This window comes from Demequina sp. (assembly GCF_016278775.1).
Taxonomy (GTDB): domain Bacteria; phylum Actinomycetota; class Actinomycetes; order Actinomycetales; family Demequinaceae; genus Demequina.
This window is the reverse complement of record NZ_JADQBF010000040.1, coordinates 1-16,430: the sequence shown is the minus strand read 5'-3', so window position 1 is coordinate 16,430 and position 16,430 is coordinate 1. Positions and strand designations below refer to the sequence as shown.

The following is a 16,430-nucleotide window of genomic DNA, read 5'->3' as shown; positions in this document are numbered from 1 at the left end:
CAGGTGGCGCAGTAGGCGCCGCAGAAGGACACATCGAGATGGCAGACGAGACCACTGAGACCACTGAGTCCACCGAGACTGAGCCAACTGAGACCACTGAGTCCACCGACGCGCCCACGGAGTACACCTCCGAGACCGCGCCAGTGCGCGGCAAGGGCACCTCAGAGATTGCGCCCGGCGCAGGCCTTGGCCGCCGCAAGGAGGCCGTCGCCCGCGTGCGCTTGGTGCCAGGCACCGGCAAGTGGCTGATCAACGGCCGTGAGTTGGAGAACTACTTCCCCAACAAGGTGCACCAGCAGATCGTGAACTCCCCGTTCGCGGTCCTGGATATCGAAGAGAAGTTCGACGTCCACGCCCGCATTCACGGCGGCGGCCCGTCCGGCCAGGCCGGCGCGCTACGCCTCGGCGTGGCACGGGCCCTGAACGCGATCGATCTCGACACGAACCGGGCCACGCTCAAGAAGTCCGGCTTCCTGACTCGCGACCCCCGCGTCGTCGAGCGCAAGAAGGCCGGTCTCAAGAAGGCCCGCCGCGCCCCCCAGTACTCGAAGCGCTAAGTCAGGCTCGCGCACATGGCGCGCCTGTTCGGCACGGACGGAGTCCGTGGCGTCGCCAACCGCGACATCACGGCAGAATTGGCACTCGACCTTGCGGTCGCCGCCGCTCACGTCCTGGCCGAACGCGGCGAGTTCTCCGGGCATCGTCCCCGCGCGGTACTCGGTCGCGACACCCGGCTCTCCGGCCAATTCTTGTCGTCCGCAGTGGCGGCAGGGCTTGCTTCTGCCGGCGTTGACGTCATTGACCTGGGCGCCATGCCCACGCCGGGCGTGGCATACCTGACCGCTGTCACCGAGGCCGACCTCGGCGTCGTCATTTCCGCCTCTCACAACCCGATGCCAGACAACGGCATCAAGTTCTTTGCACGCGGGGGAGTGAAGCTTCCCGACGCGGTGGAGCAAGCCATCGAGGAGCGCCTCGGCGTGGCCTGGGAGCGTCCCACAGGTGGCGACGTGGGTGAAGTGATCGTCTCTGACGACCTCCATGCGGAATACCTTGCGCACCTCGCACGCGCGGTGCGGGAGTTCTCTGGCTCACCCTCCCCGCTGGACGGGTTGATGATCGTGGTCGATGGAGCCCACGGCGCGGCCAGTGCGATCGGCCCTGCGGCGCTCGAGGCCGCTGGCGCCACCGTCGTGAGAATGCATTGCGAGCCAAACGGCCGCAACATCAACGCAGGCGTCGGTTCCACCCACTTGGGACCCTTGGCCGCTGCCGTGGTGAGCGCTGGCGCCGACATGGGCGTCGCCTACGACGGAGACGCGGACCGTTGCCTGGCGATCGACCACACAGGGGCGATCGTCAACGGTGACCACATCCTTGGCCTGCTCGCGACCGCCATGAGTGACGCGGGCACGCTGTACAGAGACACCATGGTGGCCACCGTGATGTCGAACCTTGGTCTGCACCACGCGATGCGTGAGGCCGGGATCGACATCGTGGAGACTGCGGTGGGCGATCGGTACGTCCTCGAAGCCATGCGCGAGGGCGGCTACACGCTGGGTGGAGAGCAGTCGGGCCACGTGATTGTGTCTCGCTTTGCGACCACAGGGGACGGGATTCTCACGTCACTCTTGCTCGCCTCGCTTGCGGCTCAGAGTGGCTCGCTTGCCGAACTGGTGAGCAGAATCAACACGCTGCCGCAGGTGCTGATCAACGTGTCAGGAGTGGACCGCTCACGCGTGCACACAGATGCGGACCTTGCGGAGGCGCTTGAGGCCGCGCGCACCGCACTCGGTGACGAGGGACGGGTTTTGTTGCGCGCGTCTGGTACCGAACCGCTGGTGCGCGTCATGGTGGAGGCAGCCACCGCAGAAGACGCGCAGTCGCACGCGGATCGCATCGCGGCAGTAGTGGCTGCCAAACTGTCCCTATGAATGACATCTGGGACTGGCTAGTCCACCTGTCGAGCACCGTGTGGGACTGGCTAATCCACCTGTCGAGCACGGTTGAGGACGGCATCCTGGCCCTGGTGGATTCCCTGTGGATTTACCCCTCGGTGTTCGCCGTTTCCCTCATCGACGCGATCTTCCCCGTCGTGCCGAGCGAATCTGTCATCATCGGTGCCGCCTCGGCATGGCAATCCGTCGGCCAGCCGATACTCCCCTTGTTGTTTGTGGCTGGCGCCACGGGCGCGTGGTGTGGCGATCAAATCACGTACTACATCGGCACCAAGGTGGACGTGCGGCACATCAAGGTGTTCAGGCGCCCCAAGGTCTTGGCTGCCCTCGACTGGGCAGAGCACGCCTTGGAGACGCGCGGCACGTTGTACATCATCGCCGCACGGTTCATCCCCATGGGACGAGTCGCCGTCAACCTGTCAGCTGGGGCCTTGGGATTTCCCCGCCGCCGGTTCATGGGAATCGACGCGATCGCGGTGTCGATCTGGGCGGGCTGGGGCATTCTGATTGGCACCGTCGCGGCAAGCCTCTTCGAGGACAATCTCTTGCTGTCGATCGCCGCCGGCATCACCGGAGGTGTGGTGCTCGGCTTCGCCGTCGACAAGGTGATGAGCCTGGCCGGACTGCGAGCGCCGGAACTCCCTCCACTGGCGGAGCAGCTCGAGGCGGAGGAGCCTGTACCTAGCGAGGGCGGCAACGATGACTAGCGAACCCGTCGACGGCGTCGACATCCCGTGGGAAGACGCCCGTAGGGCGAACCTTGCCAACTGGGAGGACAGGGTCCCGCTGCACATTGAGGCGTACCAGACAGCCGCATTGCGCGAGGACCCCGATCACCTCAGCCCCGTGGTGCGGACCGACCTTGAGGCACTTCTTCCTCACCTTCCCGGCCAATCCCTGCGAGGGCTGGACCTGTGCCATCTGCAGTGTCACATCGGCACCGACACGGTGTCACTCGCTCGCGCTGGTGCCCGCGTCACCGGTATCGACTTCTCCCCGGCAGCGCTCGATGCCGCGGCGGCCTTGGCCGCAGACTGCGGCGTGACCGCCGACTGGATTCAGACCGACGTGCTCGACGCGCGCGAGGCTGTTGATCGCCACCTCGGCGCCGATCGCCAGTTTGACGTGGTCTACACGAGCATCGGGACCATTGGATGGCTCAATGATCTGGACCGCTGGGCGGAACAGGTCGCCGCGCTCGTGAAGCCAGGCGGCGTGTTCTACATCCGCGACGGGCACCCCATGCTGGGCTGCCTTGACGAGCTTGCGCCGAACCTGACGTTGCGGTACCGCTACTTCGGCGATGGCCGCGCGCTGCAGTGGGACGAGGATGGCACCTACGTGGGCGACGGCAAGGTGAGCCACACTCGCACTTACGAATGGCCGCACCCCATCTCCGAGGTCGTGACCGTGCTGTTGCGGCACGGGTTGGCCATCGTGGCTCTTGACGAGGGCAAGACCCTGCCATGGCAGTTCTCGCCTCGGATGCGACCAGTCGATGGTCGGCCAGACGCCGATTTCGAGTGGCCGGAAACGGAGCGCGACCTAGTGCCGTGCACCTTCACCGTGGTGGCCTGGCGCCTCTAGAGCTTGCGCATGTGCACCGACTGCACCGCGTGATCTCTGCCTTTGCGCAGAATGATGGTCGCGCGCGAGCGAGTCGGCTCAATGTTGCGCTTGAGGTTGGGCGCATTGATGGTGTCCCAGATGTGAGAGGCACGGTCTGTGGCTTCCTGGTCCGTCAATTGCGCGTAGCCCTGGAAGTAGCTGTCGGGCCGCGCGAACGCGGTGTCGCGCAGCGACAGAAAGCGGTCGATGTACCACTGGCGCACGTGCGGCTCGTCTGCATCCACATAGATCGACGCGTCGAAGTAATCGGACACCGCAAGGGCAGGGGATTCCTTGGTGCGCACTGCGGCGGGCTGTAGCACGTTGAGGCCCTCGACAATCAGGATGTCGGGATGGTGCACGGCAATGACCTCGTCCGGCACGATGTCGTACGTCACGTGCGAGTACACCGGCGCGGTCACCTCGGGCACGCCGGACTTGACGTCGGCGATGAAGGACCTGAGTGCTCGCCTGTCGTACGACTCTGGAAAGCCCTTGCGACCCATCAACCCTCGCTCCTCGAGCACGGCGTTTGGTAGCAGGAAACCATCGGTGGTCACCAGCTCCACGCGGGGCGAGGAGGGCCAACGGGCGAGCATCTCGCGCAGCAAGCGCGCCGTGGTCGACTTGCCGACCGCGACGGATCCGGCGATGCCGATGACGAAGGGAGTGCGCGACTCGCGCTCGCCCAAGAACGCGCTCGTGGCGGTGTGCAGCGAACCCACCGCATCGGAGTACAGCGTCAGCAATCGTGACAAGGGGCGAAAGACTTGGTCGACCTCCCGCAAGTTAATGGGGTCGCCCAGCCCCCGCAGTCGCCGCACGTCGTCTGCGGTGAGAGGCAACGGGGTTGCGTGGGCAAGCGCGGACCACTCCGCGCGGGTGAACGACAGGAACGGGCTGACACCCGCCTCGTCGTCGCTGCCATTCACGCATCCATTGTCGCGCATTCGCGACGGGCGGCGAACGGGCCCGCCGACGGCGATACTGCGAACTACACTGGGGCGCATGTGCGGCATCGTGGGTTACGTGGGTTCAGGCGGTCCGAGTGCGCGGGCCAGCGGCGTGGTCATGGGCGGCCTGGAGCGTCTCGAGTACCGGGGGTATGACTCGGCAGGGATTGCCATTGTCACGAGCGATCGAGAGCACCTCGCGGTGGCCAAGAAGGCCGGCAAGCTCACCAACCTGGCCAAGGAGTTGGCGGAGCACCCGTTGGCAGACGGCACGGCGGCGATCGGTCACACCCGATGGGCGACGCACGGGCCGCCGACAGACGCGAATGCGCACCCCCATCTTGCTGCCAACGGTCGGATCGCGATCATCCACAACGGCATCATCGAGAACTACGGAGCGCTGCGAGCGGAGCTGGTGGCGCACGGGGTCGAGTTCCGCTCCGACACCGACACCGAGGTGGCGGGCCACCTGCTCGCTCGCTACGTGGACGAGGGCTTGGGCCTCGCCGACGCCATGCGCGCGATCGCGCGGCGCCTCGAAGGCGCCTTCACGCTGCTCGCCGTCGACGCGGCCTCTCCCGACGTGGTGGTGGGCACGCGCCGCAATTCCCCGCTAGTGGCGGGGCTTGGCGAGGGCGAGAACTTCCTCGGATCCGATGTGGTGGCCTTCATTGAGCACACTCGCATGGCTCTCGAGCTTGGTCAGGACGAGGTCGTTGAGATCACCCCAGACGCCGTGCTCGTCACCGATCTTGCTGGCAAACCCGTGCACCGCGAGCCCTACGAGGTCACGTGGGACGCATCGGCCGCGCAGAAGGGCGGCTTTGCCACCTTCATGAACAAGGAGATCCACGACCAGCCTGCGGCGGTGGCCGACACGTTGCGGGGTCGACTCAACGAGCACGGCCGCCTCAAGCTTGACGAGGGGCTCATCGCAGACTCGGTGCTCGCGGCGGTGGACAAGATCATCGTGATCGCATGTGGCACGGCCGCTTACTCGGGCATGGTCGCGCGCTACGCGATCGAGCACTGGACGCGCATCCCTGTCGAGGTCGAACTGGCTCACGAATTCCGCTACCGCGACCCCGTGCTTTCAGTGCGAACTCTGGTGGTCGCGGTGAGCCAATCCGGCGAGACGATGGACACGATCATGGCTCTTCGCCATGCGCAGCAGCAGGGTGCTTCGGTCGTGGCGATCGTGAACGTCCAGGGCTCCACGATCGCGCGGGAAGCCGACGCGGTGTTGTACACCAGGGCTGGTCCAGAGATCGCGGTCGCGTCGACCAAGGCCTTCCTCGCGCAGATCGCCGCGGCGTTCCTGCTGGGCATCTACCTGGCCGAATTGCGGGGCAACAAGTTCCCTGACGAGATTGCCGCCCTGCTTGCTGAGTTGGACGCCATGCCAGCCAAGATTCAGCGAGTGCTCGACACGAGCGAACCATTGGGGGAACTCGCACGGTCGATGGTGGATGAACGCACCGTGCTATTCCTCGGTCGCCACGTAGGCTACCCGGTGGCGCTCGAGGGGGCGCTCAAACTCAAGGAGCTTGCCTACATACACGCCGAGGGATTTGCGGCGGGCGAACTCAAGCATGGCCCGATCGCCTTGGTGGAGCCCGGCCAGCCCGTCTTCATCGTGTTGCCCAGTCCGCGTGGCCGAGAAGTGCTCCACTCCAAGGTGATCTCCAACATTCAAGAGGTGCGCGCTCGCGGCGCCCGCACCGTCGTCATCGCGGAAGAGGGAGACACTGCCGCGGCGGAGCACGCAGATCACCTCATCACGGTGCCGGTCACCCCCACGTTGCTGATGCCGCTCGTCACCGTGGTGCCGCTGCAGATCTTCGCGCACGAGTTGGCCAGCGCCAAGGGTTATGACGTGGACCAGCCGCGCAACCTCGCCAAGTCCGTCACGGTGGAGTAGCCGTGGCCGTCGTCGGAGTGGGAATCGACGTCGTCGAGCTTGAGCGCTTCGACAGGGCCGTAGCGCGCACGCCACGGTTCGCCCAGAAGGTGTTCACCCCAGCTGAGCGGCAACTCGGTCGCCACTCGATGGCGGCGCGATGGGCGGCCAAGGAGGCACTCGCCAAGGCGCTGGGAGCGCCAGCGGGTCTCTCGTGGCAAGACGCCGAAGTGGTGCGCGATCCTTCCGGTCGACCTCGATTCGAGATCTCGGGGACGGTCGCGGCGCGAGCCGCCGAGTTGGGCGTCGCCACGCTCCACGTGTCGCTGTCTCACGACGCCGGAATTGCGTCGGCGGTCGTCATCGCGGAGGCGCCGTGAGCGCGCTCAGGGTCGCGGTGGATGCGGCCGCGATCACCCATAACGTGTGCACGCTCGCCGAACGCACCGAGGCGCAGATCATGGCGGTCGTCAAGGCCGACGGTTACGGCCATGGCCTGATCGAGGCGGGGGCTGCCGCTCGAGCGGGGGGCGCCACATGGCTTGGCGTGGCCCAACCGCACGAGGCGCTCGCCTTGCGTGCTGCGGGCGACACCGGAAGGATCCTCGCCTGGCTCTATGGCCCAGATCTGCCAGCGGCGCAACTGATGGAGGCCCAGATCGATCTGTCGGTGAGCTCGCCTGAGGTACTTGGTGAGATCGTGGCGGTGTCGCGGGATGGCGCTCCCTCCCCGCGAGTCCATATCTGCGTCGACACTGGGCTGGGCCGCGAGGGTGTGACGCTCGCTGACTTGCCTGGCGTCCTTACCTTGGCCAAGGCGGCCGAGAGAGAGGGCCTCGTGCGCGTCGTCGGCATGTGGTCGCACTTGGCGTGGGCGGACGCTCCCGGCCATCCCACGATCGACCGGCAGGCCCAAGCCTTCAGGCAGGCCCTCGTGATGGCGCAGGAGTCAGCGCTGGCACTCGAGGTGCGCCACCTCGCCAATTCCGCGTGCACGCTGACGCGGCCCGATCTGCACTTTGACATGGTTCGGCCGGGAATCGCCGTCTACGGCCTCCCGCCAGTGGAGGATCCGGACGGCCAGAACTTTGGCTTGCGACCGGCCATGAGCGTCACGTCGCACGTGGTACTCGTCAAGGATGTCTCGGCCGGCCAGGGGGTCAGCTACGGCCATGAATACGTCACAGCGTTCCCGACCACCTTGGCTCTGGTGAGTGCTGGCTACGCCGACGGCGTGTTCCGGGCGGCGGGCTCCGTGGCCGACGTATCGATCAGGGGAAGGCGCTACCGGATCGCTGGGCGCGTGTGTATGGACCAGTTTGTGGTGGATCTGGGACCCGCTACGGAGGTGTGCGTGGGCGACGAGGTCACGCTGATCGGCCCCGGCGGGCCGAGCGCGCGTGACTGGGCAGAGGCGGTGGGCACCATCGACTACGAGATCGTGTGCCGTTTTGGGAGACTGCGCGCCAAGGAGAGCGCGTGAAGTATTGCGTTGCGGACGGCGACGCCATGCGTGCGCTCGGCGAGGCCCTGGCGGGGGTGTTCAGGGCTGGCGACCTGGTCATCCTGTCTGGTGGCTTGGGCGCAGGGAAGACGACGCTGGTGCAGGGAATCGGTGCGGGGCTTGACGTGCGTGGCCAGGTGGCAAGCCCTACCTTCATCATCTCCAGGGTCCACGAGCCGAGAGCCGCAGGGCCCGTGCTGGTCCACGTGGACGCGTACCGCCTGGGGTCTTTGGAGGAGTTGGACCACTTGGATCTTGATGCCTCCACTGACGAGGCGGTCACCGTAGTCGAGTGGGGCGAGGGCAAGGCCGAGGCGCTCGCAGAAGGCCACGCGCTCATCACCATTGATAGGCCGCGCGGAGCCCTGATGCCGGAAGAGGACCCGGCCGCAGGCGACCGTGCCGTGACCATCACCACGGTGGGTGACTCGTGGAAGGGCCGTGCCTGGCCCGTGGGAGGGTGGACCGCATGATCGTGGCCATCGACACCTCCTCCGCCATCTCGGTCGCGATCACCGACCGGGAGGCGACCGTCGCGCTCGCGCGCAGGTCCGTCTTTGCGCCCCGCGGCCACGCCGAGCAGCTCAGCGAGTTGGTGCGCCAGGCAATGCACGAGGCGGAAGTGTCCCGCCGGGATGTGACCGCCCTCGTGGTCGGCACTGGGCCAGCCCCTTTCACGGGGCTGCGCGTGGGGCTGGTGACTGCGCGCATGCTCGCCTTCGCCTGGGGCGTACCGGTGTGGGGAGTGTGCTCGCTTGACGCTCTGGGTGCAGAGGCGGGTGACGCCGTCGTGGTGGGCGATGCCAGGCGCCGAGAGGTGTACTGGGCCCGCTACGTCGGAGGTGAGAGAGTCGAGGGGCCCGTCGTGGTATCGCCAGCACACGCGAGTGTGCGCGAGGGTGATCGCATCATCGGCCGCGGCGCGGCGCTGTACCCGGAGCCTTTCCCCGGTGCCGTCGAGGCGGACCCCGACCCTCTGTGGTTGGCGCGTGAGGCTTTGCGAAGGCGGGCCGCAGGCGAAGAGCTTGGTACGGAACCGCTGTACCTGCGGCGCCCGGATGTGCACGGCGCATGAGCGATCCTGCGCCACCGCGCGCGCACCTTCGCGATCTGCGCGAGGAGGACTTGGACTGGCTGGCCGAGCAGGAGCGCGGCATCTTTGGGGCCGCTGCGTGGTCCGCAGGTCTCATTCGTGAGGACTGGCGCTACGGAACCAATCGGTACCGTGGCATCGAGGTCGGCGGCCAGTTGGCGGCGTACGCCATCTATGGCTTCGAGGGCGACACCTTCCACCTCATGAATATCGCGGTGGCGCCGCAGCATCGTCGCGAGGGTTTGGCGAAGGTGCTCATGGAGGACTTCCTGGCTGAGGCGGTCGCCTTCGGCACCAGCGATGTGTGGCTAGAGGTCGCCGTGGACAACATGCCAGCGCGCGCCCTGTATGAGGCATATGACTTCGCGGTGGTGCGGGTGAGGCGCAAGTACTACCAGCCTGGCGGCATCGACGCCTTGGTTATGCGACGTGAACTCAGCGGGTATGAGCCTGTGACCGCTACCGACGAGTGAGCCTTTGATGCGGCAGCCTGGTTGTTAGGATGACGGGAGGTGCCCGACGGGCAGTCTGGTGAGGGGCGTCTTGGTGGCAAAGAAGGTCGGAATCCGCGATGTTGCGGCCGCTGCCGGGGTCTCGCCGACCACGGTGTCTCACGCGCTCAATGGGCTCGGCTCGATGACCGACGAGACTCGCAGCCGAGTCTTTCAGGTCGCGCAGCAGCTGGACTACCGGCCCAATCGGCTTGCGAGCGCGCTTCGTCGCGAGCGCTCAGGCGTGATCGGTTTTGTCGATGACACGGTCGCGACGACGCCGTTCGCTGTGGCCATGCTCAAGGGCGCGCAAGAGGGGGCTATCGCGAGTTCCTACTCCATGGTGGTCGCGAGCTCGGCCGCCAATGAGGAGCTCGAGGCCCACGAGATTGCGCTGTTGCAGAGTTTTCCCGTCGACGGGCTCATCATCGGGCGGATGTTTCACCAATACATCGATGTGGATGTCGCTGCGCTACCGGTGCCGATCGTGCTGGTGAACGGTCGGGCTCGAGATGATGGGGTGACCGCGCTCGTGCCTGATGAAGAAAGAATCGGCGTGGACGCGACGCGAGAGTTGGTGCAGGCGGGTCACCGCGCCGTCGCCCACCTCACGATCGAAACGCCCGGCTTGGCCCGCGACGGGCGTGTCGAAGGCTACCGACGTGCCATCGCGGGAGTGGAACGCGAACGCATCTACTATGCGGCCGAATCCACGACAGAGAGTGCAAGGGACACTGCACTGCAGCTGCTGCAGGAGCAGGACGCGCCGACGGCGATCTTCTGCTTCAACGATCAAATGGCGATGGGCGTGTATCAGGCCGCCCAGCGCCTTGGGATGCGGATTCCGGTCGAGCTGTCCATCATCGGTGTCGACGACTTGGCGATCATCTCTGCGGCGCTCGATCCTCCGCTGACCACGGTGGCGTTGCCGCACTACGAGATGGGGAGGCGAGCGGTCGAGATGCTCGTGGCAATGGTTGGCGGCGCCACTCCTGCGATGTCGACGTCGGAAGTGGAATGCAGCGTCGTCCGCCGCGACTCGATCTCTTCACCCCCTCGTTAGCCCCTCTCGGTGCCACGCCGTGGCCCGTTCGTCACCATGCGCCCTTGACGGCCAAATCGATTTGGTGTCATGATTGGCGAGCGACCAAATCGATTTGCCTTGCCATGGATCGCCTCGGAACGAAGCAGCGGAGCTTCGGCTCGAGACTCGGGGGTGGGTCCGAAACTCCCGTGGCGGACCCACCCCGCGACCTCCACCTGCTGTGGGGAACGAAGGGAATGTGACGCACGTGCGCAACCAAGTTCAACTCATCACGTATGCCGAGCGCCTAGGCGCCGACCTTGGCGACACCATAGAGACTGTCAGGAACGTCTTTGGAGGAGCGTGCGGGGGCGTACACCTGCTGCCCTTCTTCGAGCCATTTGACGGTGCCGATGCGGGTTTCGACCCGATCGACCACACCAAGGTCGACGCTCGCCTGGGCTCCTGGGACGATGTCCGTGATCTCGCTGCCACGCACGATGTGGTGGTCGATGTGATTGTCAATCACGTGTCGTCGCAGTCGGGAGAGTTTCGCGACTTTCAGGAGCACGGCGCGAACTCCGATCACGCGGACATGTTCCTTACGTTCGACAAGGTGTTTCCTGACGGCGCAACGGCGCGCGACTTGACCGCGATCTACCGGCCGCGACCGGGACTGCCGTTCACCCTGATGATGATCGGCGGCGAGCGGCGGCTCATCTGGACCACCTTCACCGCTGAGCAGATCGACATCGATGTCGCATCTGAACCCGGCGCTCGCTATCTGGGCCGGATTCTTGATCAGGTGGCGGCATCCGGCGTGAAGCTCGTGCGTCTCGACGCGGTGGGCTACGCCGTGAAGCGGGCCGGCTCGTCGTGCTTCATGGAAGCCGCGACCTTCGAGTTCATTGACGAGTTCACGGCAGAAGCGCGCGCGAGGGGCCTGGAAGTCCTTGTTGAGGTCCACGCCTACTACCGACGGCAGATCGAGATCGCGGCGCGAGTCGACTGGGTGTACGACTTCGCGTTGCCGCCCTTGGTCCTGCACGCGCTCACCACAGGAGACGCCGATCCCTTGGGTCGCTGGCTTGATGACAGGCCATCCAACGCGATCACGGTGCTCGATACCCACGACGGAATAGGTGTGGTGGACGTGGGGGCATCCGACGGCGACGACGGTGGCGCGGGTCTGTTGAGCCCCTCCCAGATCGATGCGCTCGTCGAGGGCATCCACGTGCGTACGGGGGGAGAGAGTCGTCTGGCGACGGGGACTAGCTCGTCGAACGTCGACATCTACCAGGTCAACTCGACGTTCTACTCGGCACTTGGTTGCGACGATGACGCATACCTCGCTGCCCGTTGCCTTCAGTTCTTCGTTCCCGGCATCCCACAGGTGTACTACGTGGGTGCCCTCGCAGGAGCCAACGACATGGACCTCCTGAAACGTACCGGTGTGGGGCGCGACATCAATCGCCACTACTTCACAGCGGCCGAGATCGCCGAGCGCACCGAGACGCCAGTGGTGGCCTCGCTGCTCTCGCTCATGCGCTTCCGCAATGAGCATCCGGCGTTCGAAGGGCGCGCGAAGATCGACCACTCCGCGGCGCACATCGCGATCGATTGGTGGCTCGCGGGTCACTGGGCGCGGTTGCGTGTCGACACCGAGGCGCGCCGAGTGAGGCTTTCCTGGACCACGTCTCACGGCGACGTGGTCGAGGTGGAGGACCTGCGCACTCTCCACGAGACTCTGGTGTGGGAGCGCCTTGCGGCATCCAAGGAGCAGGTGAGCGTCTAGAGGCTGCGGGATTGCGCGGCGGTCAACATCTAGAGTGGCTCCCATGGAGTTGGTGCTAGGCCTCGAGTCGACGTGCGACGAGACGGGTGTGGCACTGGTGCGCGGGCGCGAACTCGTCGCCGATGTCGTGGCGTCGTCCATGGAGGAGCACGCGCGGTTCGGCGGCATCGTCCCCGAAGTCGCGTCGCGCGCTCATCTCGAGGCCTTGGTGCCCACCGTGCAGGAGGCCCTCAGTCGCTCGGGGCACTCGCTCGACGACGTCGACGCGATCGCCGTGGCATCCGGACCTGGACTTGTCGGTTCCCTCACCGTGGGGGTCGCGGCCGCGAAGGCTCTCGCGCTCGCCCTTGACCGGCCGTTGTACGGCGTCAACCACGTGATCGGCCACGCCGCGGTCGACGAGTTGGTGCACGGCCAGTTTCCTGACCGCGTCATGGCGCTCGTGGTGTCTGGAGGGCACACCTCGCTGCTGCTGGTCGACGACATCGCGACCGGCGTCACCGAACTGGGCCACACGCTGGACGACGCCGCGGGCGAGGCCTTCGACAAGGTGGGCAGGCTGCTGAAGCTCCCGTACCCCGGCGGTCCGCATGTGGACAGGCTGGCTCGCGAGGGCGACCCGACCGCGATCGCGTTTCCGCGCGCGCTGACCGCCCCCAAGGACAGGGAGCGGCACGCGTACAACTTCTCGTTCTCCGGTCTGAAGACCGCCGTGGCACGCAGGATCGAGGCCTACGAGGACTCGGGCCTGGCCGTTCCCGTCGCGGACGTGGCGGCATCGTTCGCGGCTGCGGTGGCGGAGGTCCTGGTAGCCAAGACCCTTGACGCCTGTGACCGGCACGACGTCGATACCCTGGTGATCGGCGGCGGATTCTCAGCCAACAGTCAATTGCGCGAGCTCGCGGCGAGCGCAGGTGCGCAGCGGGGCATTGAGGTGCGTATCCCTCCGCTCAAGTACTGCACCGACAACGGCGCCATGATCGCAGCGCTCGGGTCCGCGCTGGTGGACCGCGGTGTGACGCCGAGCGCATTGACCATCGGCGTGGATTCCTCTATGCCGCTAGAGACGGTGTCGGTATGAGGGGGCGCCGCGTTGTCGCCGGCGTCGCGGTGACCGCTGTGCTGCTTGGGGGCGCGGGCGCGGCGTGGTTCACGCTGGGGCGTCCGGGCCTCACTAAGACTCCCGATGTAGTTGCCGAGCCAGTGACGGTGGCCAACCGCTCGCCGCAGTCAGCTCCAACCCAGGAGGTTCCGCGACTGGCATGGGGCCCCTCAGTGGTGGACGTGGCGCGGGCGGAGGCAGCGGCGTCTCACCTTCCGCTCGAGGTCGCGGCCGGCCAGGTGATCGTTGCCCACTGGAACTCGCCTGATGCTGGCGGGGCCGCCGCTTTGGTGCGCGACAGCCACGTCGCGGGGGTGATCCTGATGGGCGGGGCGGTGGTCGACGCCCACCAGGTCAGGCAAGTGACGGCTGCGGTGTCAGAAGCGGCCGTAGCGGACGGGCGCGACTGGCCAGCCGTCGTCTCGACCGATCAAGAGGGCGGGACCGTGGCGCGGCTCGACGGCCTGTTGCCAGGGATGCCTGCCTTCATGGCCGCGGGTGCCACCACGGACAAGGACTCGGTGACGCAGGCGTACACGGCGGTCGCGCGAGACATGGTCGACCTGGGGTTCACGGTCAACTGGGCGCCCGTCGCCGACGTCACGGTGGGCCTTGACGATCCGGTGATCAGGGTGAGGTCTGCGGGTTCGGATCCCCAGAACGTGGCCGACACCGTGATCGCAGCCGTCAACGGATACCTCAGCGGGGGCGTGGCTCCGGCAATCAAGCACTTTCCCGGTCACGGATCAGTGACGACCGACTCGCACGAGGCGCTGCCCATACAGTCCGCGAGCGTGGCCGACCTTGCCGAGCGGGACCTGGTTCCCTTCGCACAAGCGATCGACGCTGGCGCGCCCATGGTCATGATGGCGCACGTCTCTGTAGGCGAGTGGGGCGACGGTCCGGTCACCACTAGTCCGCAGGCGTATGCATACCTGAGAGAAGAGCTCGGTTTCACCGGCGTGGCGGTGACCGACGCGCTGAATATGGCCGCTATCAGTGACCGCTACGACGCGGGCGCTTCTGAGGTCGCCGCGCTGGCGGCAGGCGCGGACTTGCTGCTGCTGCCCCGCGATGTCGAGGCCGCACGCCAGGCCATCGTGGCTGCGGTGGGCAACGGCACCCTGCCGCGCGCACGTTTGGATGAGGCGATAGCGCGCGTGAGCCTGCTCATGACTCAGCAGTCCGAGTGGGCGGCGGACGCGTCGGGCGTCCCCGCCGATACTGACTACGCGCGCCACTTTGCCGCGACGTCTGCGACGGTGGTCGCGCCGCAATGTGGCGCGCGCCTGGTGGGGGACAGCGTCAGCATCTATGGAGGATGGCCAGGAGAACGCCAGGCGCTTGCGGACGCCCTGGCCGGCTACGGCGTGACGGAAGGAGCCGGCACCGCCATCAGAATCCTTGGCTCGCCCTCCCGTGGGGGCGCCGCCGACATCGTGGTCGCCATGGATGGCCCGTGGGGTCTTCCCGTGTCGCAGGCCCCCGTCTACGTCGGCTTGCACGGCCGTTCTCAGGAGACGCTCGCCGGACTGGCAGACGTCCTTGTGGGTGAGGTTCAGCCGCAGGGTCGATGGCCGGTCGGTGGCATGCCAGGGACTCCCTGCGCGTAGTGGCCTAGACGCGCTCGGCGATGAAGGCGATGCGTGACTTCCCGATGCGAGTGAGGATCACCGTGGCGCTCGCGTCTCCTTTGAGCTTGAGTGTGCGTCGCAACTTGGCCGGGTCTACGTCAACGCCGCGCTTCTTGATCTCCGCATGGCCGATGCCGCGGGTGGCAAGTGCGGACGCCAGTCGCTTTTCCGAGTAGGGCAGTGACTCCAGGATGCGAAAACTCGCAGCAAAGGGAGACGCGATCGGCGCGTCGGCCGCGAGGTACGCGATGTGCGGGTCGACAAGGCGTGCCCCGAGTGTGTGCGATAGCGGACCCACCAGCCCGGCCCTGATGACTGCTCCGTCCGGCTCCAGCAAATACTCACCGACCTCACCGACCTCGCCTGGCACGGGGAAGCCATCCAGCACGTGGGCCTCGCCGCCGCGCAACACGAGCGCCGAGTGCCCGTGATGGTGAGCCAAGGCTCCCATCCACAGTCCCGCCTCCACCACATCGCCGTCGACGCTCACCCATTGCGCCTCGGCCTCTGGCGGAACGTCGTCGTGAGCTATCGCTGGCCCCACCTTGACGCCCAACTGTGGCCACCGCGCGCGCAGGGCCAGTACCGCGTCGAGGGGCGGCGAGTAGTCCCGCGGATCGTGTCGCCTCCCCTGTGCGTTGCGACGCGCGGGGTCCGCGAAGACGGCCTCGACGTCGATGTCGCCTTGTGCGAGGGTGACCATGGAGTCCGCGTGGACCACGCGCGCATCGTCCCAGTGCCGTAGGTTGTGGTCGGCCAACAGTGCGGTGCCCTCGTCGCGCTCGAAGGCGACGACTCCGAGGCCCAGCGAAGCGAACGCCATGGCATCGGCCCCCAGCCCGCACGTCACGTCGGCGATCGCGTGCGCCCCCGCCGCGCGATACCGTTGGCCATGGTGTGCGGCGACGACGAGCCGGGTTGCTTGCTCAAGGCCCTCCTGGCTGAAGACCATTCCTGAGGCGAACTCACCGAACTTGGTATGGGCGGCGGCGCGCAGTCGCGATTGCGTGAGGGCGGCCGCAACGACGTCGGGATCGGCACCTCTGTCACGCAGTTGCTGCGCGAGCGTCAACGCGTTGTCGCCGTCATAAGGGGGCAACGTCGCCAGCAACGACAGCGTCTCTGGGGAGACCGCCAAGCGTGCGGCGTGTAAGTCCATGACTCGATCCTGGCATGGCTACGGTTTCACCCCAGGCGAAAGCGGTCACGCCGGTTAGCACTCACGTCCCGAGAGTGCTAAATTCTGAAGTGCTCCCAGTCGGGAGAGCGACCACTGCCTGACCCCCGCGACGGCGGGCTGCGGCCGCAACTACACGTCACGTTCTAGGAAGGTGAGGTCCGCAGTGTCGGTCTCAATCAAGCCTCTCG

At 66.6% G+C, this 16,430-nt stretch carries 16 protein-coding genes; 14 read left to right on the top strand and 2 right to left on the bottom strand.

Features of this window, described 5'->3' with window-relative positions:
* The first annotated feature begins 38 nt into the window (after window positions 1-38).
* Genes rpsI through QZZ33_RS05920 form a run of 4 tightly spaced genes read left to right on the top strand, consistent with a single transcriptional unit; the run spans window position 39 to window position 3,545 of the window.
* Window positions 39-557 carry a 30S ribosomal protein S9 gene (gene rpsI, locus QZZ33_RS05935; protein WP_291378849.1) on the top strand — a complete coding sequence of 173 codons (519 nt, stop codon included), beginning with the start codon at window positions 39-41 and terminating at the stop codon, window positions 555-557.
* A gap of 15 nt (window positions 558-572) precedes the next feature.
* Window positions 573-1,934: a phosphoglucosamine mutase gene (gene glmM, locus QZZ33_RS05930; RefSeq protein WP_291378847.1), complete on the top strand. Its 1,362-nt coding sequence runs from the start codon at window positions 573-575 to the stop codon at window positions 1,932-1,934.
* Entirely contained in the window at window positions 1,931-2,665 is a 735-nt protein-coding gene (locus QZZ33_RS05925) for a VTT domain-containing protein (protein ID WP_291378846.1), read from the top strand. Before glmM ends, QZZ33_RS05925 begins: the two co-directional genes overlap by 4 nt.
* Window positions 2,658-3,545: a class I SAM-dependent methyltransferase gene (locus QZZ33_RS05920; RefSeq protein WP_291378845.1), complete on the top strand. Its 888-nt coding sequence runs from the start codon at window positions 2,658-2,660 to the stop codon at window positions 3,543-3,545. Before QZZ33_RS05925 ends, QZZ33_RS05920 begins: the two co-directional genes overlap by 8 nt.
* On the opposite strand, the gene coaA is transcribed toward QZZ33_RS05920, so the two are convergent.
* Window positions 3,542-4,516, bottom strand: coding sequence for a type I pantothenate kinase (gene coaA, locus QZZ33_RS05915; protein ID WP_291378844.1), 975 nt, complete (start codon window positions 4,514-4,516; stop codon window positions 3,542-3,544). The genes QZZ33_RS05920 and coaA overlap by 4 nt on opposite strands.
* Window positions 4,517-4,574: 58 nt before the next feature.
* On the opposite strand from coaA, the gene glmS reads away from it, so the two are divergent.
* The 10 genes from glmS (at window position 4,575) to QZZ33_RS05865 (ending at window position 15,041) form a co-directional block, all read left to right on the top strand.
* Window positions 4,575-6,440 carry a glutamine--fructose-6-phosphate transaminase (isomerizing) gene (gene glmS / locus QZZ33_RS05910; protein ID WP_291378843.1) on the top strand — a complete coding sequence of 622 codons (1,866 nt, stop codon included), beginning with the start codon at window positions 4,575-4,577 and terminating at the stop codon, window positions 6,438-6,440.
* A gap of 2 nt (window positions 6,441-6,442) precedes the next feature.
* Window positions 6,443-6,799: a holo-ACP synthase gene (locus QZZ33_RS05905; RefSeq protein ID WP_291378842.1), complete on the top strand. Its 357-nt coding sequence runs from the start codon at window positions 6,443-6,445 to the stop codon at window positions 6,797-6,799.
* Entirely contained in the window at window positions 6,796-7,902 is a 1,107-nt protein-coding gene (gene alr / locus QZZ33_RS05900; RefSeq protein WP_291378841.1) for an alanine racemase, read from the top strand. Before QZZ33_RS05905 ends, alr begins: the two co-directional genes overlap by 4 nt.
* A gap of 26 nt (window positions 7,903-7,928) precedes the next feature.
* Window positions 7,929-8,396 carry a tRNA (adenosine(37)-N6)-threonylcarbamoyltransferase complex ATPase subunit type 1 TsaE gene (gene tsaE / locus QZZ33_RS05895; protein WP_291378848.1) on the top strand — a complete coding sequence of 156 codons (468 nt, stop codon included), beginning with the start codon at window positions 7,929-7,931 and terminating at the stop codon, window positions 8,394-8,396.
* Window positions 8,393-8,998: a tRNA (adenosine(37)-N6)-threonylcarbamoyltransferase complex dimerization subunit type 1 TsaB gene (gene tsaB / locus QZZ33_RS05890; protein WP_291378840.1), complete on the top strand. Its 606-nt coding sequence runs from the start codon at window positions 8,393-8,395 to the stop codon at window positions 8,996-8,998. The genes tsaE and tsaB overlap by 4 nt, the downstream gene beginning before the upstream one ends.
* A complete protein-coding gene (rimI, locus tag QZZ33_RS05885; RefSeq protein WP_291378839.1) occupies window positions 8,995-9,489 on the top strand; it encodes a ribosomal protein S18-alanine N-acetyltransferase in 495 nt (164 codons plus the stop codon). The genes tsaB and rimI overlap by 4 nt, the downstream gene beginning before the upstream one ends.
* A gap of 73 nt (window positions 9,490-9,562) precedes the next feature.
* Window positions 9,563-10,570 (top strand): LacI family DNA-binding transcriptional regulator, encoded by a 1,008-nt coding sequence (locus QZZ33_RS05880; RefSeq protein WP_291378838.1) that lies wholly within the window; start codon window positions 9,563-9,565, stop codon window positions 10,568-10,570.
* Between the two features lie 229 nt (window positions 10,571-10,799).
* On the top strand, window positions 10,800-12,326 hold the full coding sequence (gtfA, locus tag QZZ33_RS05875; RefSeq protein WP_291378837.1) for a sucrose phosphorylase: 1,527 nt from the start codon (window positions 10,800-10,802) through the stop codon (window positions 12,324-12,326).
* A 43-nt stretch (window positions 12,327-12,369) separates the two neighbouring features.
* Window positions 12,370-13,407, top strand: coding sequence for a tRNA (adenosine(37)-N6)-threonylcarbamoyltransferase complex transferase subunit TsaD (gene tsaD, locus QZZ33_RS05870; RefSeq protein WP_291378836.1), 1,038 nt, complete (start codon window positions 12,370-12,372; stop codon window positions 13,405-13,407).
* On the top strand, window positions 13,404-15,041 hold the full coding sequence (locus tag QZZ33_RS05865) for a glycoside hydrolase family 3 N-terminal domain-containing protein (RefSeq protein WP_291378835.1): 1,638 nt from the start codon (window positions 13,404-13,406) through the stop codon (window positions 15,039-15,041). The genes tsaD and QZZ33_RS05865 overlap by 4 nt, the downstream gene beginning before the upstream one ends.
* 4 nt (window positions 15,042-15,045) lie before the next feature.
* Here QZZ33_RS05865 and QZZ33_RS05860 read toward each other — a convergent pair whose 3' ends face one another.
* Entirely contained in the window at window positions 15,046-16,221 is a 1,176-nt protein-coding gene (locus QZZ33_RS05860) for a class I SAM-dependent methyltransferase (RefSeq protein ID WP_291378834.1), read from the bottom strand.
* Window positions 16,222-16,430: the final 209 nt, after the last annotated feature.